Annotated in this window: 23 protein-coding genes; 15 read left to right on the top strand and 8 right to left on the bottom strand. The window is 60.6% G+C overall.

The features are described from left to right. Positions 1 to 30: 30 nt before the first annotated feature. Together IEY38_RS16115 and IEY38_RS16110 are read left to right on the top strand one after the other, a co-directional pair. Positions 31 to 363 (top strand): hypothetical protein, encoded by a 333-nt coding sequence (locus IEY38_RS16115; protein WP_188979437.1) that lies wholly within the window; start codon positions 31 to 33, stop codon positions 361 to 363. A gap of 75 nt (positions 364 to 438) precedes the next feature. Continuing rightward, positions 439 to 1,029 carry a thioredoxin family protein gene (locus tag IEY38_RS16110; protein ID WP_188979435.1) on the top strand — a complete coding sequence of 197 codons (591 nt, stop codon included), beginning with the start codon at positions 439 to 441 and terminating at the stop codon, positions 1,027 to 1,029. A gap of 238 nt (positions 1,030 to 1,267) precedes the next feature. Here the strand turns inward: IEY38_RS16110 and IEY38_RS16105 are convergent, their stop codons facing one another. Further along, on the bottom strand, positions 1,268 to 1,426 hold the full coding sequence (locus IEY38_RS16105; protein ID WP_014040640.1) for a hypothetical protein: 159 nt from the start codon (positions 1,424 to 1,426) through the stop codon (positions 1,268 to 1,270). Between the two features lie 195 nt (positions 1,427 to 1,621). Between IEY38_RS16105 and IEY38_RS16100 the strand changes: the two genes are divergently transcribed. The 5 genes from IEY38_RS16100 (at position 1,622) to IEY38_RS16080 (ending at position 6,303) form a co-directional block, all read left to right on the top strand. Next, positions 1,622 to 2,659 carry a DUF7504 family protein gene (locus IEY38_RS16100; protein WP_188979434.1) on the top strand — a complete coding sequence of 346 codons (1,038 nt, stop codon included), beginning with the start codon at positions 1,622 to 1,624 and terminating at the stop codon, positions 2,657 to 2,659. Between the two features lie 50 nt (positions 2,660 to 2,709). Beyond that, entirely contained in the window at positions 2,710 to 3,378 is a 669-nt protein-coding gene (locus IEY38_RS16095; protein WP_188979433.1) for an O-methyltransferase, read from the top strand. Positions 3,379 to 3,464: 86 nt separating this feature from the next. Then, positions 3,465 to 3,857, top strand: a complete 393-nt coding sequence (locus tag IEY38_RS16090) for a hypothetical protein (protein WP_188979432.1) — start codon at positions 3,465 to 3,467, stop codon at positions 3,855 to 3,857. A gap of 88 nt (positions 3,858 to 3,945) precedes the next feature. Further along, on the top strand, positions 3,946 to 4,548 hold the full coding sequence (locus IEY38_RS16085; protein ID WP_049944153.1) for a chemotaxis protein CheC: 603 nt from the start codon (positions 3,946 to 3,948) through the stop codon (positions 4,546 to 4,548). Positions 4,549 to 4,650: 102 nt separating this feature from the next. Continuing rightward, complete coding sequence (locus tag IEY38_RS16080) at positions 4,651 to 6,303, top strand: long-chain fatty acid--CoA ligase (RefSeq protein WP_188979431.1); 1,653 nt, start codon at positions 4,651 to 4,653, stop codon at positions 6,301 to 6,303. 66 nt (positions 6,304 to 6,369) lie between these two features. On the opposite strand, the gene IEY38_RS16075 is transcribed toward IEY38_RS16080, so the two are convergent. Next, on the bottom strand, positions 6,370 to 7,143 hold the full coding sequence (locus IEY38_RS16075; RefSeq protein WP_170095912.1) for a DUF6517 family protein: 774 nt from the start codon (positions 7,141 to 7,143) through the stop codon (positions 6,370 to 6,372). 126 nt (positions 7,144 to 7,269) lie between these two features. On the opposite strand from IEY38_RS16075, the gene IEY38_RS16070 reads away from it, so the two are divergent. Continuing rightward, positions 7,270 to 8,424 (top strand): acyl-CoA dehydrogenase family protein, encoded by a 1,155-nt coding sequence (locus IEY38_RS16070; protein WP_188979430.1) that lies wholly within the window; start codon positions 7,270 to 7,272, stop codon positions 8,422 to 8,424. 844 nt (positions 8,425 to 9,268) lie between these two features. Here IEY38_RS16070 and IEY38_RS16065 read toward each other — a convergent pair. Continuing rightward, positions 9,269 to 10,597, bottom strand: a complete 1,329-nt coding sequence (locus tag IEY38_RS16065) for a Cdc6/Cdc18 family protein (RefSeq protein ID WP_004516282.1) — start codon at positions 10,595 to 10,597, stop codon at positions 9,269 to 9,271. A gap of 618 nt (positions 10,598 to 11,215) precedes the next feature. Here IEY38_RS16065 and IEY38_RS16060 point away from each other — a divergent pair. After that, entirely contained in the window at positions 11,216 to 12,013 is a 798-nt protein-coding gene (locus IEY38_RS16060; protein WP_188979429.1) for an N-acyl homoserine lactonase family protein, read from the top strand. A gap of 18 nt (positions 12,014 to 12,031) precedes the next feature. On the opposite strand, the gene IEY38_RS16055 is transcribed toward IEY38_RS16060, so the two are convergent. Both IEY38_RS16055 and IEY38_RS16050 read right to left on the bottom strand, forming a co-directional pair. Then, entirely contained in the window at positions 12,032 to 12,214 is a 183-nt protein-coding gene (locus tag IEY38_RS16055) for a hypothetical protein (protein WP_005538529.1), read from the bottom strand. 69 nt (positions 12,215 to 12,283) lie between these two features. Beyond that, a complete protein-coding gene (locus IEY38_RS16050) occupies positions 12,284 to 13,003 on the bottom strand; it encodes a DICT sensory domain-containing protein (RefSeq protein ID WP_005538527.1) in 720 nt (239 codons plus the stop codon). A 267-nt stretch (positions 13,004 to 13,270) separates the two neighbouring features. Here IEY38_RS16050 and IEY38_RS16045 point away from each other — a divergent pair, with 267 nt between their 5' ends. The 6 genes from IEY38_RS16045 (at position 13,271) to IEY38_RS16020 (ending at position 20,985) form a co-directional block, all read left to right on the top strand. Next, complete coding sequence (locus tag IEY38_RS16045) at positions 13,271 to 15,169, top strand: 2-oxoacid:acceptor oxidoreductase subunit alpha (RefSeq protein ID WP_170095908.1); 1,899 nt, start codon at positions 13,271 to 13,273, stop codon at positions 15,167 to 15,169. Positions 15,170 to 15,172: 3 nt separating this feature from the next. Then, on the top strand, positions 15,173 to 16,111 hold the full coding sequence (locus IEY38_RS16040) for a thiamine pyrophosphate-dependent enzyme (RefSeq protein WP_004516277.1): 939 nt from the start codon (positions 15,173 to 15,175) through the stop codon (positions 16,109 to 16,111). A gap of 85 nt (positions 16,112 to 16,196) precedes the next feature. Next, complete coding sequence (gene lrpA1, locus IEY38_RS16035) at positions 16,197 to 16,625, top strand: HTH-type transcriptional regulator LrpA1 (RefSeq protein ID WP_004956678.1); 429 nt, start codon at positions 16,197 to 16,199, stop codon at positions 16,623 to 16,625. A 35-nt stretch (positions 16,626 to 16,660) separates the two neighbouring features. Further along, a complete protein-coding gene (locus IEY38_RS16030) occupies positions 16,661 to 18,376 on the top strand; it encodes a DHH family phosphoesterase (protein ID WP_188979427.1) in 1,716 nt (571 codons plus the stop codon). A 38-nt stretch (positions 18,377 to 18,414) separates the two neighbouring features. Continuing rightward, positions 18,415 to 19,206, top strand: coding sequence for a CBS pair associated ParBc domain-containing protein (locus IEY38_RS16025; protein WP_188979425.1), 792 nt, complete (start codon positions 18,415 to 18,417; stop codon positions 19,204 to 19,206). 75 nt (positions 19,207 to 19,281) lie between these two features. Next, positions 19,282 to 20,985, top strand: coding sequence for a methylmalonyl-CoA mutase family protein (locus tag IEY38_RS16020; protein WP_188979417.1), 1,704 nt, complete (start codon positions 19,282 to 19,284; stop codon positions 20,983 to 20,985). A 5-nt stretch (positions 20,986 to 20,990) separates the two neighbouring features. On the opposite strand, the gene IEY38_RS16015 is transcribed toward IEY38_RS16020, so the two are convergent. The 3 genes from IEY38_RS16015 to IEY38_RS16005 all read right to left on the bottom strand — a co-directional run bounded on the left by IEY38_RS16015 (position 20,991) and on the right by IEY38_RS16005 (position 23,685). Continuing rightward, on the bottom strand, positions 20,991 to 21,257 hold the full coding sequence (locus IEY38_RS16015; RefSeq protein ID WP_188979415.1) for a DUF7520 family protein: 267 nt from the start codon (positions 21,255 to 21,257) through the stop codon (positions 20,991 to 20,993). Positions 21,258 to 21,474: 217 nt separating this feature from the next. Then, positions 21,475 to 23,265, bottom strand: a complete 1,791-nt coding sequence (gene ctaD / locus IEY38_RS16010; RefSeq protein ID WP_188979413.1) for a cytochrome c oxidase subunit I — start codon at positions 23,263 to 23,265, stop codon at positions 21,475 to 21,477. 168 nt (positions 23,266 to 23,433) lie between these two features. Then, on the bottom strand, positions 23,434 to 23,685 hold the full coding sequence (locus IEY38_RS16005) for a DUF6684 family protein (protein ID WP_188979411.1): 252 nt from the start codon (positions 23,683 to 23,685) through the stop codon (positions 23,434 to 23,436). Positions 23,686 to 23,703: the final 18 nt, after the last annotated feature.

The following is a 23,703-nucleotide window of genomic DNA, read 5'->3' as shown; positions in this document are numbered from 1 at the left end:
TTAATATCTCTGCCGGTTAGGTGTCGACTAATGTTCGAAGAGGGTGGCCAGCGGGCTGGTTCTGACACGGGATGGGCGCACATTGCGAACCACGACAAGGCGGCGACGGTTATTGACACAATACTCCGCCTCGATGCGGACGAGAAGTACACGAAAACGGCCTTGAGCGAGGCAGCCGGCGTGCCGCTGAAGACGCTGTACCTCGATGGGACGCTCGAAGAGCTGGTGACGGTCGGATTACTGGAAAAACACGAAGCGGAGGGGAAAGAGACGCTGTTCTCAGTCGATGACGGGAGCGCCGCGTTCGAGGCAGCGAAGGCCTTTGATACTGCGGCAGCGACATCGGAAGAGGCGGACAATTGAACAAAAAGCGGTCGCCTCAGAAATCAGTGTAGAGCGTCCGTGGACTTTTAGCGGCGACAGCCGTAGTGGACGACGATGGTCTCACTCGATTCGGAGTCCGACGTGCTCGGACGTGGGGACGAAGCACCGACGTTCGAACTGCCGGGAGCGGACGGGACGACGTACTCACTGTCGGATTTCGCGGACACGGACGCACTACTGGTCGTGTTTACGTGCAACCACTGTCCGTACGCGAAAGCGAAGATCGGGGAGCTAAACCGCCTCGCGACGGAATACGACGACCTCGCGGTTGTCGGAATCAATTCCAACGACCCTGAGGAGTACCCTGAAGACTCGTTCGAGCGGATGCAGGAACTCGTCGAGCGCGGCGAAATACAGTACGACGCGTATCTATTCGACGTGTCTCAGGATGTCGCAGCCGCGTACGGCGCTCGCTGTACCCCCGATCCGTTCCTGTTCCGGGACGACAATGGGACGTTCAAGTTGGCGTACCACGGCCGCCTCGACGACGCGCCGAACCCGGACGACGAACCGAGCGAGCGAGAGATGGCCGCACACATCGAAACGTTGCTCGATGGCGATCAGATTACGGCAGTCGAGAAACCATCCAGAGGGTGCTCGATAAAGTGGAAGCCCCGTAACGAACCGGCGTACTGGGATGGCTGATCCGGACGACCTGGCGTGACAATGCTAGCGAGACGAGTGCGTTGCCCCTACTGAATCGATAATCCAGAAGGCGTATCGTTTATACTGGCGATCGTACCTACGGCCACTTCGGATAGTGGTCAGACATCGGCTGAGATACTGCACTCAAAAGCTCACCGACGGGGCGGTCGGCAGCGAGATCCGCAACGGCCGGTCGGTCGAAATCGAATTCTGGCAATTTAGACAGCTACACCTGGTGTCAGATCTCGTCCAGCGACTCGAACCCGCTCCAGCACTCGCAGTCGAGGTCGTCGATGGACGTGACTTCGTCCGGAAGCGAACTTATCGGCATCCCGTCGTCAAACTCGTCACACTCCTCAATGTGGATAGAAAAGTCGCTACTCGACATGATTGGCATGGTCGATAATACAGCGTAGTACTGCAAAAATCCTCGGAATCGGGGCGCACTGTCACACGCTACGAACTGGTCACACAGCGAGAGTCGATACAGTCACTGTCTCATATTTAACCGGGGCTTATCGAAGGTTACCGTATGTCACGGGAATGCTTATTTGTTGATGGGTTTATGGTTCCTGATACGATACAGTATGCAATGAACTCCGGGAGTGGGACAGTGGACCAGCCTCTGAAAGATGCGTCGTCCGTATTGGTGCTGGCGCACGAATCGAGCGACGCAGAGCGAGAGGGGTGTGCCGGGTTTCTGGCCGAGCAGGGGGTCAGTGAGTCGAAGGCGATCTGTGTCACAGTGTCCGAGTCCCCCGATTCCCGCCTCTCGCTGTGGCAGCAGCACCTCGACGACGAGATGCCCGAAGAGGCGATCATCGTCGATGCCGGCAGCGAGTTACCGGCCAACTCACAGGCAGCGGCGTCCGGCGCATTTCCCTCATTGACGCTCGATACCCTTCCCACGACAGTGGCACCGATAGACATCGGTGCGACCGTCTCTCGCCATCTCGGTCGACTGGAACAGGCGGATGCGCCGCTACTGCTCTGCCTCCATTCGCTAACCGGACTACTCGAGTCTTGGGAGCGTGACCGCGTCATCGCGCTGGTAACCGCGCTGAACCGACAGTGTGCCGAGATGGGGGTTTTGAGCCATCATCACATGGACCCGGAGGCCCATACGGAAGAGACAGTCGAGATGTTTCGACCGCTGTATGATGTCGTGTACGAATACCTCCCGGACCACGGCTGGACCGTCACAGCGTCGAAGGACGCAGAGGAGACGCCGACGTTCCGGGATACCGTCACCCCACCCGGCGGCGTCAAGAAGGGCGACCCGGAAGAGCCCGAAACCATTCCGATACCGTACTCGTTCGACCAAGTACTGGAACTGATCTCCGCTCCGCGGCGGCGCAGTCTCCTGTATCATCTGAAAGACCGGTCGGACACCGAGGTTCCGCTTGACGACCTCGTCGACCGCGTCTACGAGCGGGAGAAGGCGATTCCAGCCAGGGAGACGCCTAAATCACGCGACGAAGTTGGTGTGTCGCTGGCACATAACCACCTTCCGCGGCTGGACGACCTGGGGATTCTCTCCTACGAGACAGCGGCCAACACTGTCGAGTACTACTCCAATCCCGCGCTGGAGTCGGTCATCCGGTACGTCGAACGCCTCGAACTCGGCTAGCCCCGGTGCCGACCCACTCATTTATGTCATCGCTCCCGGCATAGCCCGGTATGGACGAAACCCCCCTCCCTGAAGTCACAGAGCAATTTGCCCGTACGCTAGCGCCAGCCAGCGACCAGGTCATTGGGGAAATGGATGCTAAAGCCGACCGGGAAGGGTTCCCGACGGTCGACCCCGCAGTCGGCGGGTGGCTCCGCCTCGTCACCCGGATGGTCGACGCCGACCGTGTCTTCGAGTTCGGCTCCGGCTTCGGCTATTCGGCGTACTGGATGGCACCCGCGGTATCCGCCGGCGGGCAGATTGTCCTGACAGAGGTTGACGCCGATGAGTTGGCGGAAGCCCGCGAGTTCCTTGACCGCGGCGGGTTCGCCGACCGGGCCGTCTTCGAACACGGGGATGCAATCGAAACCGTCGAGAACTACGACGGTCCGTTCGATGTGGTTCTCATCGACAACGAGAAACACCGATACACGGAGGCCTTCGAAGCTGTCCGGGACAAAGTGCCGGTCGGCGGGGCCGTGGTCGCTGATAACATGATCGAAGCCGGGCCGCTGGAGTTCGCGGATGTGCGAGCGTTGCTGGCTGACGAGGACACCGACGCAAACGAAACGAGTCGCGGTATCGCCGCGTATCTCGAACGCGTCGGCGACGACCCAGCGTTCGAGACAGGGCTGCTACCGCTCGGTGAGGGCGTCGCTGTGAGCGTCCGCGTTGAGTGACGAACGCAGGGAGTGACCCCACGAGCAGCTAAACAGCGGCTGCACCCAAACGCTATTATCGTGTGTGTTGATGACTAGCATAGATAATGGCGAAAGCAGATACTGGCACGGCCTCAACAGAATCGGGACTCGACGCCGCCGTCATCGAGCGAGCGGCCGAGCGGGCGGACGTCGACGAAGGGGACCTGTGTGACGCGCTGGTCATCCTCCACGCTGACCTCATCGGACGGCACGGTCAGTTCGAACGGGAGTTCGACTACGTCACTGTCGACGGGACCCGAGCCTACCGCATCTCGGACGAGGTCTGTGATGGACTCCTCTCGGAGTTCGGGTTCAAAGAAGGTATCACGGCTGGCGTCAGGCTCGCACACACTGAGCAGGCAAAGCTCCTGTTCGCCAAATCCATCCGCGGGGACGACAACTTCGACGCCGACGAGTGTGGTATCGTTATCGGTATCGACACGGCCGAACAGTTCTGAGCGCCTCTCCGATTCTCGCCGACGAAAATGCGGGTGCATAGCTTATGTATGAGGGCACACAACTCAGCGGCAACGCTGGTCCTAACGAATGAGTCTGATGATAGATATTCGGAAGCTCGGGTTGTTCAATCAGATGGCCAAAGAGGGCGGTAACACCGTTGCGAACCACCTCAGCCAGATGACAGGGATGGAGACGGAGATGGAGATCACGAAGATCAACTTCATCGATATCCCGGATATCAAAACACACGTCGGCGACGAGAAGCAGATCGGTATCAGTATCGAAATGGTCGAAAAGCCCCACGGGCACATCCTGTTCCTGTTCAACGCCGCCAGTGCGAAGGACCTCGCCACCGGCATGATCGGCGACATGGGTGAGACAGACCCCAACGCGAGCGGCTTCACCGACATGGAACGCTCGGCGATTCAGGAGATCGGCAACATCATGACCAGCGGCTTCATCGACGGCTGGGCGAACGTTCTGGATACCACCATCGACATCTCCACGCCGAACTTCACGTTCGGCCCCGGCAGCGGGATGGTAGACCAGCTCGTCGGCGACCGGGACAACGAGATGGCGCTGATGTTCGATTCCCGCGTCCACGCACTGGAGTCCGACATCAACGTCAAAGTGTACACGTTTCCGGAACTGGAAGAGCTAGTCGACCTGATGCAGGAAATCGAAGTGTAAGTAGGTCACAACGATGGGGACGGCGGGCACTGCGGATGAACTCCTTTTCCATCATGAAAGATTTAGCAGTGTTTCTTGTATCGTGAGCCCCTGCGTCATGATATGCCAGGAGGCAGCCCACAAACTCTACGGCCGTTCCTGTGGCGCGCAGAAACACTGTATCCGGACACAGAGGTCGTCTCTCGTACCCACGAAGGTATCGTTCGTCACGACTACGCCGAGTATGCCGAACGGACGGCGCAGTTAGCGAACGCGATCGAGGAAGCCGGCTACGGCGACGGCGAACGGCTCGGAACGTTCTGCTGGAACCACAGCCGTCACTTCGAGACGTACTTCGGAGTACCCGGAACTGGTGCGCAGCTACACACTATCAACCCACTGCTGCCCGACGAACACATCCAGTATATCGTCAGCGACGCGCAGGACGAACTCATTTTCGTCGACGAATCGCTCCTGCCGAAACTGGAGGGTGCCGCCGTCGATGATCCGGAGTCCTTCGAAACGGTCGAGCAGTTCGTCGTGATGAGCGACTCCGTGCCGGAGACGGACCTCGATGCCGTTGCCTACGAGTCGTTCATCGCCGACCAGCCGACGGAGTACGACTGGCCTGAACTGGAGGAGGACCGCCCTGCCGGTCTCTGTTACACGTCCGGTACGACCGGGCGGCCGAAAGGCGTCGAATACACCCAGCAGATGCTGTGGAGCCACACGATGGGGATTCAGTCGCCACAGGGGATTCCACTCGACGACGACGACGTCGTGATGCCCGTCGTCCCGATGTTCCACGTCAACGCGTGGGGCCTCCCGTTTTCGGCAACCGCTGGCGGAGCCAAGCACGTCTACCCCGGCCCACAGCCGGAACCAGGGGACCTCGCGAAGCTCATCGAAGAGGAGAACGTCACCGTCACTGCTGGTGTCCCGACCGTCTGGCTGGGACTGATGGAGTACGTCAAGGAGAACGACGTCGACCTCTCCTCGCTCGAACGTCTCATCGTCGGCGGCAGCGCCGCACCCGAAGCGATGATCCGGTTCTTCGACGATCGTGGTGTGGAGCTCGTCCACGCCTGGGGGATGACCGAGACGGCCCCAGTGGGTGCGGTGTCGTCCCTGCGGAGTGACCTGGAGGACGCTGACTATCAGACGCAACTGGACAAGCGGGCAAAGCAGGGGCTAATCACGCCCGGGCTGGAGTTCCGTGTCATCGACGACAACGGCAACGAGGTCCCGCACAACGGCGAGGACTTCGGCGAACTCCACATCCGCGGGCCGTGGGTGACGACGGAGTACTTCAAGCGACCGGAAGCGAACGAACAGGAGTTCGAGGACGGCTATCTGAAGACCGGTGACGTGGTGTCCGTCGACGAGGACGGCTACATCAAGATCGTCGACCGGGCGAAAGACGTCATCAAGAGCGGCGGGGAGTGGATCTCCTCGCTTGAACTGGAAAACGAACTGATAGCCCACGACGATGTTAACGAGGCGGCAGTCATTGGTGTCCCCCACGAGCGCTGGCAGGAGCGCCCGCTCGCAATGATCGTTCCGACGCCTGACGCCGACGAGGAGACGCTTGGTGATGAACTCCGGGAGTACATTCTCGACTCCTACCCCAAATGGTGGGTCCCGGACAACTTCGTCACCATCGACGAGGTACCGAAGACGGCAACCGGGAAGTTCGACAAGAAGTCGCTCCGCGACGAGTACGCCGACGAATCACTCGTCGAGGGTCGCGTCCCTGACGACGCCGCGCCAGAATAGGAGATTGTCGCCGGAGTGCGAATGTCTCCAGCGACAGTAGCGGTTACTGGGCGTGAATGATGGGATTTACTCGACGCCAGTGACGAGATTCCGGACTTCGGTTCGATAGGTGTCGGGCTGAAGTCCGAGATCAACATCGACAGTGACTGTGATTCCGTCACTCAGGTCGTTTTCGACGACTTGCTCGAAGTTCTGGGCGGGGTACGCGCCCCCGGAGATGACGACGAAATCGCCGTGATGCCAGACGGCAAACATCGCCGAGATGTCGATGTCGCTGGCCGGTATCTCGACAGCCTCATCGTCGGTCACGTCGAAGGAGATCCCTTCGAATGGGTATACGGCAGATAGTTCGACCGTCTCGGCTGTCTCACCGGTGTCGATACCGATTGTCCCCTCACCGGATTTCTCGATGTCGGTCAGCCCCTGCGCTTCCATCTGCTGTTCGAAGCTATCACGGGCGTTCGTTCTGACTTCCGCCAGCAGTTCCTCGCGACCCACGCCAGCCGGAAGATTGTCCAGATTGGGGCTGAAATCGACGCGGGTGGCGAAAAACACGGAGAGCGCAGTCTGGACCTGGTCGAGGGTTCGGCTGGCGACACGCTCCTGTAGCTGTTCGTCGGCGTACTGGACCGTACTGGAGACGGCCTCGACCGAAACCGGGCCGTAGCTCCGGTCGAACACTGTCTCCGAGGACTGGTCCGTTCGCGTCCAGCCGCCGTCTTCGAGACGCTGTTTCGGAACGTCCGGTGGTGGTGCCTCGGCTGCAGCCAGAAACGAACACCCCGCAAGCCCGGCGGTTCCGAGGGTCGCTCCGGCGAGCAGGTAGTCTCGACGATTCATGTCCGAGGAAAGCTACAGCCATGGAAAAGCGTGCTGGCCGATTATCAAGAGTTTCCGAGAAACAACTACGACGGTGTTTGGCTGAGTTCCACGGAGTATATGAGTACACAAACCATGATAATTCCCATGGATCTGCTATCCGAGAAACTCGTTCCGGAACACGCACACGAGGTCAAGGAGGAGGCTCGGGAGTTCGCCGCGGAGCATATCGAACCAGTTGCAGGTGAGTACTACGCGTCCGGGGAGTATCCCTGGGACGTGCTCGAAGCAGCCAGGGAGGCCGGCCTCGTCGCCCAGGACATCGGCGAGGAGTGGGGCGGGAGCGGCTACGACCTCCAGCAGATGCTTGCGATGGCGGAGGAGTTGTACAAAGCCGACGCAGGGATCGCGCTGACGATCCAACTCGCCAGCTTCGGGGCAGAGATCGTCGAGGACCACGGCGCGGACTGGCAGAAAGAGGAGTATCTTGAACCCGTCGCCGCCGGCGACCAGCTTACCGGCCTCGCCGTCTCCGAACCGGAGACCGGAAGCGACCTCGCCGGGATGACGACGGCCGCCGAGAAGGACGGCGACGAGTGGGTACTCAACGGTGAAAAGTACTGGATCGGAAACGGCGTCGAAGCGGACTGGGTGACGCTGTACGCCAAGACCGGTGACGATCCGAACGACCGCTACGGGAACTACTCGATGTTCATCGTCCCGACGGACGCCGACGGCTATCACGCCGAACACATCCCCGAAAAGATGGGCTTCCGGGCGTCCAAGCAGGCCCACATCGTGCTCGACGACTGCCGGATTCCGGAGGAGAACCTTATCGGCGTCGAAGGGGCCGGCTTCTACATGCTCGCCGAGTTCTTCAATCACGGCCGCGTCGTCGTCGGCGGGCACGGCATCGGTCTCGCCGCGGCGGCCATCGAAGAAGCCTGGGAGTTCGTCCACGACCGCGAGGCCTTCGGCAAAACTGTCGATGAGTTCCAGGCGGTCCAGCACAAACTGGCCGACATGCAACTCGGCCTCCAGTCCGCCCGAGCGCTCACCTGGCACGCGGCGGAGCGCGTCGCCAATCAGGAGAACGCCGGCTACTGGGCCGCACTGGCAAAGACCAACGCGACCGAAGCCGCAATGGACTGTGCGGAGAAAGGAATGCAGCTCCACGGAGGACGGTCGGTGCTGACGGAGAACCGTATCTCCCGCGTGTACCGCGACGTCCGGATTCCGGTCATCTACGAGGGGGCCAACGACATCCAGCGGAACCTCATCTACAACCAGGCCCCGATGTAATGGGGAGGGCTCAGTCGATTACCAGCGCTTGATTGATTGCGTCACAAACAACGTGTGTTTTTCGCGAGAACACCACCCTTCGAGTGTTCTCTGGCGAAGCCTCGCCGCCTTTGTCATTGTATGACAGGTCATTATCGGATGGCCTGAACAGCACAGGCACGCCGAACGGGACGGTTGCTGGAGGGACAGCCCGGTGATAATGGGCCAGCACACCACCCTACAAGTGTTCTGACAGCCCTACACAAGCGATCCGACACCACCCTACGAGTGTTCTATCACCACCCTGCAAGTGTTTCCAGTTCGACTACAACCGGACCAAAACAGTGCACAGGTGCTCACACACCACCGTGCAAGTGTTCACACGGGTGTATTCGTGCCTGGGTTCCACTAAAGCACCACCCTGCAAGTGTTACTACGCTACAGTTCGGCGTCTCTGTGCGGGCTTTCACACCACCTTGCAAGTGTTTCCCGCACCGATAGAAACAGGATAGAATGGATAGGACACACCACCGTGCAAGTGTTCGGAAACGGCCGTTTTGGGCGTGTTTTCCGCCGAATCGGGGTTGACACCACCCTGCAAGTGTTTTCGAAACGGAATACCGCGGTGCGGCGACAGGACGGGCTGACACACCGGTCTGCAAGTGTTCTACACACTGCACTGGAGGGCAACTACCACATAATCGCTCGTTAGCACTCCGGGGTCGCGGTCTATCGTGGGCAGACACACACCACCCCGCAACTGTTCTGGACTGCACAATAGAGAGACCGTCGTTGAACACACACACACCACCGTGCAAGTGTTCTGCCGTGTGGGCCGGAGGGGGGAGGGGAGCAAGTACGCTGGCTACGTGAACTGCCAGAGGTTCTGTTGCTCGTCGTCAGTGGTGTCCGGTGCCTCGAACTCGGTGGCCTCGTCCTCCAGATAGTGTTCGAGAATCCCGTTGACGTTACTCGGTACGGCATCGCTGTAGGAGGATTGGAGTGCAGCGTTGATGATATCGGTCGGATCGTCAGTGACCTCGTAAATGTATTTGCGCCCACCCTTGCGGCCGAGGTTACGTTCGGCCGAGCGGACTAGCCCCTGCATCGAAAGCTGGTCGAGGAACTCGTAGATTTTCCGCTCGGACTTCACGCGGCGGCCGCTCGACTCCGCAATCGAAGAATAGAGGTTGTATATCCGTTTCGTCGACGCCTCGTGTTTCGGTTCGATGAGCGCAAGCGTCGTCGCGAGATACGTCAGCGCCTGCTGTGAACTCAGGTCGTGCTCGAAGTAATCCAGCAGTTCGTCGGTTTCGATGGTGTCTGTCGCCCGTCGCGTATGCGCTTCAGTCACACCATCCGCGCCCTCCATCCGGGCGTACTCCCCGGCCTTTTCCAGGATTCGGAGTCCCTGCCGAACGTCACCGCGTTCCTGTGCAGAGAAGGCGGCCGCCAGCGGCACGACATCTTCGCCGAGCACGTCCTCCCGGAACGCGATGTCGGCGTAGTAACCCAGAATATCCCGGAGTTCGGTCGCGTCGTACGGGCCGAACTTGATCTCTCGCTCCCCCAGTGTCGACTTCACCTTGGGTTCCAGCACGTCGACGAACTTGAGGTCGTTCGAGATCCCGATGAGCCCGACCTTCGCATCGGTGATCGGCGTGTTCTCGTTCGCTTCGGCCCGCGGCAGTTCGTAGAGGAAGTCGTTTCGCGCGTCCGCTGGAATGTTGTCGATCTCGTCCAGAATAATGAGGACGTTGCCGCCGACAGCCTCGATCTCTTCGTAAAGAAACTCGAAGACGCTGTCAGTGCTGTAGCCGCTCTCGGGGAGCTGGTTCTCCGGGTCCCGGAACTCGTTAACGAGTGTGTTCACCAGCGCGTACGCCGATCGGTAGTTCCGGCAGTTTATCGGGCCGACAACGGTGAGCGGGATGTCCTCGGCCTCGGCTTTCTCTTCGAGCTTGTCCCGGACCCACTTCGTAACAGCTGTCTTTCCGACCCCTGTTGGGCCGTAAACGAAGACGTTGTTGGGGTCGTGGCCGACGATGACGTCCTGAAGCGCGTTAATGTAGAACTCGATCTCCTCATCGCGGTGAAAGATCGTATCCGGCGTGAACGTGTCTTTTTTCAGCGGTTGCTTTCGTTCGAAGATCGCGTCAGTCCCATCGAACGGGTTCTCGTTCACGTCGACCATCGTATCCCACCTTTCGAGTGACTCTACATAAAACCAGTGACCACCGTACAAGTGTTTCAAGTGTTTTCACGCCGAACAGTCACACACCACCCTGCAAGTGTTCCTCCGATTCCTCTCGAAAACAGCCACGAGCAGTCTGCTGCGCCTATCTCTCGTATAGTACACTTGAGTCCTGCGATTCTCGACTATCTCGTTCTAGACTATATCTAGAACTAGCAATTTGTTTATATCCTTTACGGTATATGCAATTTATTCATATTGGTGATTGAACGGTCTCTTCCATAGAATCATGCCTATAGGTGCTTCAGGACACTCATATCCGTATATACGGATAGCATTCTGATCATGCACTCTCAGTAGAATCGAACAATCTGACTCTCTTTTAAATATGTGTCGGGACCCTCCCCCTCCCCACCCCCATCCCCGCAAACACCGAGAACACTTGCAGGGTGGTGTGTGTGGGTCCCGCTTTTTCCGGATATTTCGTTATAAAAGTACCTCGGCACCGATACAGCATGAAATCCCTTCCACAGCGAACGGCTGGTCATATAGCGAGCTAGCCTATCGCCCGAGGCGCACGGCACCGCTCTTTACTTTGTGACAGCCCGTAAACACTGTATGGACGACCTCGCAGTGACATTCGTCGACCGGGGCCGCGTACAGGCTGACCGAAACTTCGTCGTCGACGGCCACAGCGTCGCAACGGCTTCGGACCGCGACCCGGAACACGAGTACGAAACGTATGTCGTCTGGAACCTCGTCGTAGAGATGCCTGAGATGACTGTCCTCTGGGACACCGGCTCTCATCCAGAGGCCGGCGACGGGTATTGGCCGACGCCGCTGTATGAGGCGTTCGCACACGTCGATGCTGCCGAGCACACCCTGCCAGCAGATCTCGAAGATGCGGGTTACAGCATCGGTGACATCGATGCTGTCGTGATGAGCCACCTGCATCTGGACCACGCCGGCGGCCTGCACAACTTTGCAGGAACGGACGTGCCGATCTACGTCCACCGTAACGAACTCCCGTTCGCGTACTACAGCGCTAACACGGACGACGGTTCTATCGCCTATCTCGCCAGCGACTTCGACCGCGACCTGAACTGGGAGATCGTCCACGGCGACAGCTATCATCTTACCGATGGCATCGAACTGCTCCACCTCCCCGGCCACACGCCCGGGCTCATGGGGGCCTTCATCGACCGCCCGAACCAGCCGCTTCTCGTCGTCGGCGACGAAGCGTACGTCGAGGCGAACTACGCGGGACAGTCCATGGCGACGAGCCTCCTGTGGAACAACGGTGCGTGGAAGGAGAGTCTGGAACGATGCCGCGACCGCCAGCGTGCCACGGGGGCCGAAGTGTTGCTCGGCCACGACCTCGCGGTGTTTGAGGACGTGTCCGGGACGATGGACTGAGACGCGGCCCGTGTCAGGTCAGTCCGAGACGGCGACGAGCGTCCGGCGCTCGCCGTCTTCAGTCGCCACGACCCACCGGTCTTCGTGGCGCTCGACGACGGCCCACACGCCGAAAAACAGGTGTAACTCCAGTTCGAGACCGTTGACGCGTTCGCCGGTCTCTTCGATACGGAACTCTCGGGACTCAGCGACGTTTGGCATATCACAGACGAGATGGTAGCCAACGCCAAACCGTGGCAATGGCCGTGTTAGCCGGTTCGAGCGCGACTTTCACTGTTCGAGGTACCCGTACGTCTCCTCTAGGTAGTCGATGATCCAGTCGACCGTCGACTCGTCGTAGGTCCAGAAGCCGTAGAACTCGCGTGGTTCGCGCTCCTCGGCCAGCAGGGCGCATTTCTGGGACGGGTCACCGCCGCCGTCGAAGACGACGAACCACGAGTCGGCGATCTCGTCCGACCGTTCCAGATGTAGCGAGAACGTGCTGTACTCGGGTGGTTCGACGTCAGGGACAGCATAGGCGTGTACGTCCACGTCGGTCTCACCCAGTCGTTCGTACAGGTCGAGTTCGCCCTGAAGCGTCGAGAGCGTCTGGAAGCCGGCGTGCAACGTTCCCTGTCCTACGCGCCACGCGCGGTCCTCGATTTCACGGGACGCGGCGGTCATCCGCTGGATGGACCACGAGGTGAACATCGTCTCGTCGAGGTGGTCGAGAATCGACGCGTACGGGCTGTTGTCCCGCGTGATGTACTGACGGCCTTCGTCAAGCGAGTCAGTGAACGAAGTGAGACTCGCGGCCGCGATGACCTCTTCGCCCTCGCTGAGAGTGATAAACTCGCCCGGGCGCCCGCTCTCAGTCTGCTCGGTCTGGACGCGAACGTTGCGGTCCGCGAAGCGCTCGCGTAGGTCTTCGGCCACTGTCGGCCCAGCGTTGAAGACGGTCAGCGTCTTCTGATGATCTTCGACGCCAGCGATGAGTTCCGTTAACGACATCCTCGACTGTACATCGGTATTCACTGTGTTAGTCGTTGTGGGAGGGAGTTACTCGGCTTACTATTAGTTGCTGACACGTGCGACTCAGACGGATATACTGCCCCTGTGAATATTCCCCAATAGCGCCGAACCCCATTTCGAAAACGGCAATCTGAGGTGCCTGAGACGAAAGATAACGATTAATGAGTGGTTACATAGTGGAAAATCTTTAGTCATGGCCCCCCAACGGAATGGTACGGCACCAGAGCTGGGGCCGAGGATTTCACCATGACAGACAACGAACTAATCTGGCGAATCGCCGGTGGTTCCGGTGACGGAATCGACTCGACAAGCCAGAACTTCGCGAAGGCCTTGATGTGGTCGGGGCTGAACGTGTTCACACATCGTCATTACCCGTCGCGTATCCGCGGCGGCCACACGTACGTTGAAGTACGTGCGAAGGACGAACCGGTACAGTCCCGCGGGGACGGCTACAACTTCCTGCTAGCCCTGGGTGACTCCTTCGCCCGGAACCCACAGGAAGAGGCCTACTACGGCAAAGAAGAACTCAAACCGCTGTACGAGAACTTCGACGACCTCCGAGAGGGCGGCGTTCTCCTCTACGACGAAGGACTGCTCGACGACGAGGACGTCGACGAGATCGGTCTCGAAGAGGCCGCCGAGGAGAACAACTGGCACGTCGTCCCGATGGACCTCCGCGGTATCGCCAAGGAACACGGCCGCGAGATCATGCGGAACACGGCCGGTATCGGCGCGACCGCGGCCATTCTCGACATCAGCACCGACGAGTTCGAGAAGCTCATCAAACAGAACATGAGCGGCGACATGCAGGAGGCGAACCTCAACGTCCTGCACGACGCCTACGAAGCCGCCAGCGAACTCGACGTCGACCACGACATCGAGGTCCCCGAGGGCTCCCACGATGAGGAGCAGGTCATTCTCTCGGGCTCGAACGCCATCTCCTACGGCGCAATCGACGAGGGCTGTCGCTTCATTTCGGGCTACCCCATGACCCCGTGGACCGACGTGTTCACGATCATGTCACAGCACCTACCCTCGTTCGGCGGGATCTCCGAACAGGTCGAAGACGAGATTGCAGCCGCCGCACTGGCGCTCGGTGCGTCCCATGCCGGCGTAAAAGCCATGTCCGGGTCCTCCGGTGGTGGCTTCGCGCTGATGTCCGAACCGCTCGGGCTGGCGGAGATGACCGAGACGCCAATCGTACTCGTCGAAGCGATGCGAGCCGGTCCCTCGACGGGGATGCCGACCAAGCCCGAGCAGGCTGACCTCGAACACGTCCTGTACACGTCACAGGGCGATTCGGCTCGCGTCGTGTTCGCACCGGCGAACATCCGCGAATGCTACACGCAGACCCGCTCGGCGTTCCGCATCGCCTACGAGTATCAGATCCCGGCTATCGTCATCTACGACCAGAAGATCCAGGGCGAACTCCGGAACCTCCCGGCCAGCCACTTCGACGAGGAACCGAACGCCGACCCCGGATCGGTCCTCACCGAAGAGGAGATTCAGGACGCAGCACACCACTCCTCCGGGAAGTTCCAGCGGTTCCTCCACGAACCCGAGGACGGCTCGAACGTCAGCCCGCGCTCCGTGCCGGGCCAGAAGGACGGCCGCTTCCTCGCGACGGGCAACGAGCACAACCCATCGGGCCACATCAGCGAGGACCCCGAGAACCGCATCGCCCAGATGAACCGTCGGCTCAACAAGCTCGACGACATCCGTGCTGATCTGGACGAAAACACGTCCCACCAGACCTACCACGGACCCGAGGACGCCGACTACGGCATCCTCGTGTGGGGCAGCCAGCAGGGGACCGTCTTCGAGGCCGTCGACCGACTCAACGAGAACGGCCATTCCGTCAAGGCGCTTGGCGTCTCCGACATGGCTCCGTACCCGAAGGAGGAAGTCTCCGAGTGGCTCGAATCAGTCGACGAGGCGCTCGTCGTCGAGATGAACGCGACGGCCCAGTTCCGCGGTCTGACCCAGAAGGAACTCGGCAAGTACGGCGACAAGATGTCGAGCCTCCTGAAGTACAACGGCAACCCGTTCGAGCCCGCCGAGATCGTCGACGGGTTCGAATCCAGCATCGACGGCGAGGAACTCGCCGCGAGCAACATGAAGTACGTACCCGCGGCAGGTGACTAACCTATGAGTGCATTCTCAGCAATCAACGAAGAACGCGAAATCGAGCGTGACGAGTTTACACCCGGCATCGAACCCCAGGCGACCTGGTGTCCGGGCTGTGGCGACTTCGGCGTCCTCAAGGCGCTGAAGCAGGCCATGCCGGAAGTCGGCAAGAACCCCGACGAGGTCGCGCTGTTCACCGGTATCGGGTGTTCGGGGAAGCTCAACAGCTACTTCAACAGCTACGGCTTCCACACCATCCACGGCCGCTCGCTGCCCGTCGCCCGGGCCGCGAAGCTCGCCAACCCTAACCTCGAAGTCATCGCGGCCGGTGGGGACGGCGACGGCTACGGTATCGGTGGGAACCATACCATCCATACAGCCCGTGAAAACCACGATATGACGTATATCGTGTTCAACAACGAGATCTTCGGACTGACAAAGGGTCAGACATCCCCGACATCGCCGAAGGGTCACAAGTCAAAGACACAGCCCCACGGCTCGGCGAAGTCGCCGATCCGCCCCCTGTCACAGCAGCTCAACGCCGGCGCGACCTACATCGCCCGGACTGCGGCTGTCAACCCGAACCAGGCGAAGGAGATCATCGCCGAAGCCATCGAACACGACGGCTTCGCGCACATCGACTTCCTGACCCAGTGTCCGACCTGGAACAAGGACGCGAAGCACTACGTCCCGTACACGGACGTCCAGCAGTCCGACGAGTTCGACTTCGACGTCTCGGACCGCGCGGAAGCCGCCGAGATGATGCGAAAGACCGAGGAACGACTGTACGAGGGCGAAGTCCTGACCGGACGGATGTACATCGAAGACGAGCGCCCCTCCTACGGCGAGGAGAAGCGCCAGATCGGCGAGATGCCCGAGGAGCCGCTCGCAGAGCGGTACTTCGACGAGGACGCGGAGTGGGAACGGACCTACGACAACCTCCTCGAACACCACAAATAAGGCCCACTACCGGGCTGCGGATACCACCTCGAACGTCGGTTTCCGGTTCGGAAGATATTTTTTCATGCACCGAAAAGATTAGTCCATGAGTGCCGAGTCTACGGAGCGTCGAATCCTGTCGGTCCTTGAAGAGGACGCACAGGCCTCGTACGCAGAAATCGCGGAGCGAGCGGAGGTATCGAAGCCGACAGTCCGGAAATACATCCAGAAACTCGAGGAGGAGGGCGTCATCGTCGGCTACTCCGCCGATGTCGACCCGAAGAAGCTGGCGGGCCAGTCGATTGCACTGGTCGGGATCGACATCGCGAGCGACTGCTACGTTGAGGCCACGCGGAACCTCAAGGAGATTCCGGAGATGGAAGAACTGTACACGTCTAGCGGCGATCATATGCTGATGGCAGAAGTCCGGGCGATGGACGGGGACTCGCTGGCGGACGTCATCGAAGACAAGATCCTCGCCCTCGACGGTGTTACCGCCGCGCATCCGTCGTTTCTGCAGGAACGGCTGAAGTAACGGGTTTTTAGACGCTCCAGTGCTGACTGCACGGTATGCTTTCTCGGCTGGTGCTCGGACTCGGGCCGACGGCCGCGGACCTTCTCGACGCGATTAGCGACGACCGCGGCGAGCTGGCAGTTGTGACCCAAGACGAGCACCGCGCTGAAACGCTCCGGGCGGACGGCATCAACGTGCTCGAAGCCGACCAGACTGACCCGTCTGTTCTCGCCGGTCTCGACTTTCATCCGGAGAGCGTCATCGTCGCCAGTGAAGACCCGGAACGGAACGGCGGCGCGGCGACGGCCGCACGTGACTGCTTTCCCGACGTGTTCCTTCTCGCGTACGCTGGCCGCGGCGCGACGGCAGACCAGCGCGACCGACTCGACAGCGTGGCGGACCGGGTCGTCACGCCGGAGTCTGTCGTTACCGACTACGTCACCCAGTCAGTCGGAGACGAAGGAACGCGGGCCAGACAGCTCCATCAGGTTCTCCGGGACATCGACGACCATCTCGCCGTCGTCACGCACGACAACCCCGACCCGGACGCGATTGCCAGCGCTGTCGCCCTCGGAGCGCTCGCTGAACGGGCCGACTGCGAGGTGACGATCTGTTACTACGGGGAGATCTCACATCAGGAGAACCGGGCGTTCGTCAATCTCCTCGAATTCGACCTCCGAAACCTCGATACCGATTCGCCGGATGAACTGGAAGCGTTCGACGCGTTCGCGCTGGTCGACCACTCCAGAGCCGGCGTCAACGACCAGCTTCCGCCGGAGACCCCGATCGATATTGTCATCGACCACCACCCGCCGCGGGTCCCGATCGAAGCCCGCTTCGTCGACCTCCGGAGCGGCGTCGGGGCGACGAGTACGTTGCTGGTCGACTATCTCCAGCGGTTCAACGTCGATATTCCGACACCCATCGCGACGGGCCTGCTGTTCGGCATTCAGGTCGACACGAAGGACTTCAGGCGGGAAGTCGCTGCCGCGGACTTCGAGGCCGCCGCGCATCTCGTGACAGACGCCGACATGGCGACGCTACAGCGCATCGAAGACCCGAGTGTGAGCGCGGAGACGCTGTCAGTCATCGGCCGCGCGATTGCGAACCGCGAGCAGGAGGGGTCGGTGCTCCTGACCGGCGTTGGCGAGATCAGTGACCGTGACGCGCTCGCACAGGCCGCCGACAGGCTACTCGATCTCGAAGGCGTCCAGGCGACGATGGTGTACGGCGTCGTCGACGGGACGATTTACGCCTCGGCTCGGGCGCGTGGGGCGGACATCGATCTCGGCGAGGCACTCCGGGACGCTTTCGGACAGATCGGGTCCGCGGGCGGTCACGCCGATATGGCGGGCGCACAGATCGACCTGGGGATGATAACCGTCGACGACCGCGAGGAGTCGCTGGAGGAGATTGTCCGCTCTATCGTTTCGGACCGATTTCTCGACGCCATCCAGTCGCGGTCCCACCGGCTGCTCGGGCGTGTCTACGCGCGCTCCGACTACGACGTGACCGCGTTCACGGAATCGACGGCGCTTGGACGGGACAGCGGAGACACCATCGCGACGGCTGGAGACGCGCCTGCAGGGTCAAACGAGGACACCGCAACGGACTGGAACAGCGATGTGATGTTTCTGGAAAACGGCGACGAGAACGGAAGTGACGAGTCGGAACAGGCAGCCGACGCGGCTGAACCGACAGACGACGAGTCAGAACATGGGGAAGACAGCCCAGAAACGCTCGTCGAACCCGACGACAGCGAGCCGTCGTAGGCGAGCCTTTTTTATTGTCGGTCGAGAACTCGGTGCCGATGGAGGAATCGAGTCGACCGACGGTCGGAGACTACATGACACGCGAGGTTGCCACCGTCGAACTCGACGACACTGTCGGGGAGGTCGCCCGACGTATCGCCGACAACGACCACTTCAGTGGGTTTCCAGTGACGGACGGCCGCCGCGTCGAGGGGTTCGTCAGCGCGCGCGACCTGTTGCTAGCGGAAGACCACGAGCCGATGTTCCGCGTGATGACCGACGACATCCTCGTGGCGCATCCGGACATGGCCGTTCAGGACGCGGCGCGCGTTATCCTGCGGTCGGGCATCCAGAAACTCCCAGTCGTCGACGATGCCGGCCACCTCGTCGGCATCATCTCGAACGCCGACGTGATCCGCTCACAGATCGAGCGGGCGACCCCGGGCAAGGTGGACAAGCTCAGCAGGACGCTCGAGAACATCCACGGTATCACGACACACGAAGGCCGCCGTGAGGTGGACCTTGACAAACTGACGCCGACACAGACGACGGTCTATGCCGACGAACTCGAAGGACGGGTGTACGAACTGGAACGCGGGCTGGCGGAACCGCTTGTCGTCATCGACAACGGTGGCGACCTCCTGCTGGCGGACGGCCACCACCGCGTCAAAGCCGCCGCGCGGCTCGACATCGATGAGATGGATGCCTACGTCATCGTCCTCGACGAGACGGTCGAACTAGGGATGGCTGAGACGGCCGCGGACTCCGATCTGGAGTCGATCGACGATATCGAAGTCGTCGACTACGCACACCACCCGCTCGTGCAGACGACGGAACGTCTTCAGGACTAGTCCGCAACGGTGTGACCGACGGCCACATCTCGCTTCCCCCGAACCTTCTTACTAAATCATGACATACACCGGAGTATGTTCGACGAGTCGGACCTCCAGCGCATCCGCGAGCAGAAAGATGAGTGGGAAGCCGAGACACTGGACCCCGTACTGGACGCCTACGGCGAACGCAAGGAACGGTTCGCGACAGTCTCAAACCTCGATGTAGACCGGCTGTACACGCCACGCGACGTAGATGACCTCGATTACGAGGAAGATATCGGCTTCCCCGGCGAGGAGCCGTTCACACGCGGTGTCTATCCGACAATGTATCGGGGCCGGCAGTGGACGATGCGACAGTTCGCGGGCTTCGGGACCGCCGACGAGACCAACGAGCGGTTCCACTACCTCATCGACGAGGGCCAGACGGGGCTGTCGACGGCCTTCGACATGCCGACGCTGATGGGGATCGACTCCGACGACGTGATGGCCGACGGCGAGGTGGGCAAGGAGGGTGTCGCCGTCGACACGCTGGCGGACATGGAACGGCTGTTCGACGGCATCAACCTCGGCGAGGTGTCGACCTCTTTTACTATCAACCCCAGCGCTCCCGTCATCTATGCGATGTACATTGCGCTGGCCGACCAGCAAGGGGTCCCGCGCGAAGAGATCCGAGGGACGCTTCAGAACGATATGTTCAAAGAGTTCATCGCACAGAAGGAGTGGGTCATCCCCCCGGAGCCGTCGCTAAAGCTCGTCACCGACACCATCGAGTTCGCCAGTCAGGAGACGCCGAAGTTCAAGCCCATCTCGGTGTCGGGGTATCACATCCGCGAGGCCGGCTCGACGGCAATACAGGAACTCGCGTTCACGCTTGCTGATGGTTTCGCCTACGTCGAAGACTGTCTGAACCGCGGGATGGACGTCGACGAGTTCGCCCCACAGCTGTCCTTTTTCTTCAATTCGCACAACTCCATGTTCGAGGAAATCGCGAAGTTCCGCGCGGCTCGCCGCATCTACGCCCGCGTGATGGACGACTGGTACGACGCGGAGGCCGACGCGAGCAAACAACTGAAGTTCCACACCCAGACTGCCGGCCAGTCACTGACCGCCCAGCAACCGCTGAACAACATCGTCCGCGTGACGATTCAGGCCCTCGCGGGTGTGCTGGGCGGGACCCAGAGCCTGCACACCAACAGCTTCGACGAGGCGCTGGCGCTCCCGTCCGAGCAGGCGGTGCGGGTCGCGCTCCGAACACAGCAGATAATCGCCGAGGAGTCGGGCGCGGCCGACATCGTGGACCCGATGGGCGGCAGTTTCGCCATCGAGTCGCTGACCGACGAGGTCGAGGAGAAGGCGATGGCCTACATCAATCACATCAGAGACGACCTCGGCGACGGATCGGTCCGCGACGGCGTCATTCAAGGGATTCAGGACGGCTACTTCCAGCGTGAGATTCAGGACGCCGCCTACGAGTACCAGCAGCGCGTCGAGAGCGAGGAAGAAGTCATGGTCGGCGTCAACAAGTACACCGTCGAAGAGGACACCGAACCCGAGATCCTCACCGTCGACGAAGACGTGCAGGAACGCCAGCGGGACAAGCTTGCGACAGTCAAGGCAGAGCGCGACGACGCGGCCGTAGAAGCAGCGCTCGACGAACTGCAGCAGGTGATCACCGACGGCGGGAACGTCATGCCCGTCATCATCGACGCGGTGAAAGCCTACGCGACGATGGGCGAGATCATGGCCGTCTTCGAGGCAGAATACGGAAGCTATCAGGAGACGGCCAGCGTGGCGTGACCAGTTCAGGATCCGGCCGCGTCGTCGACCCGTTCGGAGACGTACACGACGAGGCCAAGTAACACGCCAAGGACGATACCGATAGTGACGAATCCGTAGATTGCGACGCCAAACGGCGTCGGCGGTAGCGCGATTACACTGAACAGTTCCGGTTCGAGGTTCTCCGGTCGGATGCTGCCGAGTACGAACCCCATTACACCGGCAAGAACAACAATAGCGACGTACAGGCGAAGGACGATCTGCCGTCCAGACCTGGCCTCAACTTCGCTCATGTGAGAACAACGGCGCGGAGACGATTAGCCTTTTTCACTTCCACGCCGTAGCTATCCTATGTCACAGAAGGAGCTCCTGTTTCTCGTCCTGACCGGAATCGCACTCATGATGTTCGTAACCGCGATGGTACTCGTTTCCGGCGCAAGTTAACAGGAATTGTCAGGTTTGGCGTGGCTGCGAACGAAGTAAAAGCAGCGAAAACAGCGTTCGCGACGGTTATGAGTCGTCTTCGTCTTGTTCTTCCTGACCGCCGTCAGCAAGCAGCGACGGGTCCTTCTCCGGACTGTCGGCTTCGAGTTGCTCCTCGAACCACTGGAACTCACGGTCCAGCATGCCGTCGCGCTCGAGGTTCCACGGGTCGCCGTCCTCGACCTTCGGGCCTTCGAGCCAGGACTGGACGATGTTCCAGACGAAGAACAGCTGGCCGATAAACAGGATGAGCGCACCGACGGTCGCCAGTTGGTGGAACGTCGACACCTGCGTCAGCGGCGCGATAGCGCCGTCGAACTGGTAGGTGGCGTAGCGGCGCGGCATTCCCAGATAGCCCAGCGCGAGCATCGCGAAGAACGTGATGTTGGTCCCGATCATGGAGAACCAGAAGTGCGCCTTCCCAAGGGTGCGCTGGTACATCCGACCGGTGAAGATGGGGAACCAGTAGTAGATGCCCGCGAAGGCCGCGAAGCCGATGGCCCCCATCACGATGTAGTGGAAGTGCCCGACGACGTAGTAGGTATCGTGCAGGATCAGGTCGACGGGGATGGAGGCGAGGAACACGCCCGTCACGCCGCCGATGATGAAGTTCGAGACGAAGCCGATACAGAACAGCATCGGCGTCGTCAGGCGCAGGCGGCCGTTCCACATCGTCGTGATCCAGTTAAACGTCTTCACGGCGCTCGGTATTGCGATAGCCAGCGAGACAGCCATGAACGAGGCCCGGAGCCGTGGGTCCATGCCCGTCGAGAACATGTGGTGGGCCCAGACGCCGAAGGACAGCACACCGATGGCGAGCGTCGAGTAGACGACGAACTTGAAGCCGAACAGCTTCCGGCCGGAGAACTTCGGCAGGATGAGGCTGACCAGTCCCATCGGCGGCAGGACGAGGATGTACACCTCGGGGTGGCCGAAGAACCAGAACAGGTGCTGCCACAACAGCGGGCCGCCACCCTCGACGGCGAAGAACGTCGTCTGGAGGTTTCGGTCCAGCAGCAGCATCACGATAGCGCTCCCCAGCAGCGGGAAGGCGAACAGGATCAGCGCGGACTGGGTGAGGATCGTCCACGAGAAGATGTCGAGGTTTGCCCAGTTGACTTCCTCATTGCGTTCCGTGAAGATGGTCGCGATGAAGTTGATCGCTCCCATCGTCGCTGCGACACCCGAAAGGTGTAGTCCGAGCAGCATCAGGTCGACACCAGGGTTCGCCTGCTCGACGGACAGCGGCGCGTACATCGTCCAGGCCGTCCGGGCCGGTTCGATCATGTTCTCGGTCACCGGCGCGAGGAAGAACCCCGCCCAGATCAGTAGCGCCGCCGGCGGGAGCAGCCAGAACGCGATGGCGTTGATACGCGGGAACGCCATGTCGTCGGCCCCGATGAGCAGCGGGATGAAGTAGTTCGCGAACGCCGCGATGATGGGCGTCCCGAACAGGAACAGCATCGTGATACCGTGACTCGTCAGGATGGAGTTGTAGGCGTTGTTGCTGAGGATGGCCCCTCCGGGCGTAACGAGCTGGAGGCGGATGAGCATCGCCATGATACCACCCACAGCGAATGCGATGACCGCGTACACCCCGTACAACAGACCGATATCCTTGTGGTCGACGGTTGTTAGCCAGCGAATGATACCTGCGGGTTTCTCACGGTTGATGACCGCCGTCTCGTCACCCGTGACGGCCCCGCCACCCGCGAGCGGCGTATACGAACGCCAGTTCTCGACACGGGTGAGAAGCGCGGCGACGCCGACGAGGAGGACGGCCATCAGCCCCGTCAGCACAATATCTCCTGCTACCATAGTCGTCCTTCAGGACTGGGACATTATCAAAGGGTCGATTCCTGCAGCAACGACCATAAAATACGGCTCCCATCCAGCGTTACAGCTTCAGAAATAAGGGCCGACTCATACTGTCGCCCGGTGGCAAGGACGATCGGTTTTCGAAGTGATCTCTCCGAAACTGTCAGTTCAGTCTTCGTGACCCAGCTCGCCGCTTTCTTTCTCGGCGTTCTCGACGGCCTTCCCCGCGTAGTAGGTCAGGACAGCGAGCAGCAGGAACATCGAGATAATCAGTGCGAACTGCAGCCCGGTGAAGACGGGATCGGTTCCGAACGCCGGGAACGCGGCGAACGCGACGATGAAGAAGAAGAGGATCCCGAGCGGGATGACGTTCACAGTGAGGTCGAGCAGGGTATCTTTTTCGAACCCGAACAGAGCCATGCCTGCCCGTTAGAACAG

Source organism: Haloarcula sebkhae, from assembly GCF_014647415.1.
Lineage (GTDB): Archaea > Halobacteriota > Halobacteria > Halobacteriales > Haloarculaceae > Haloarcula > Haloarcula sebkhae.
The sequence above is the reverse complement of the archived record's forward strand: the minus strand, read 5'-3'. Positions and strand labels throughout refer to the sequence as shown.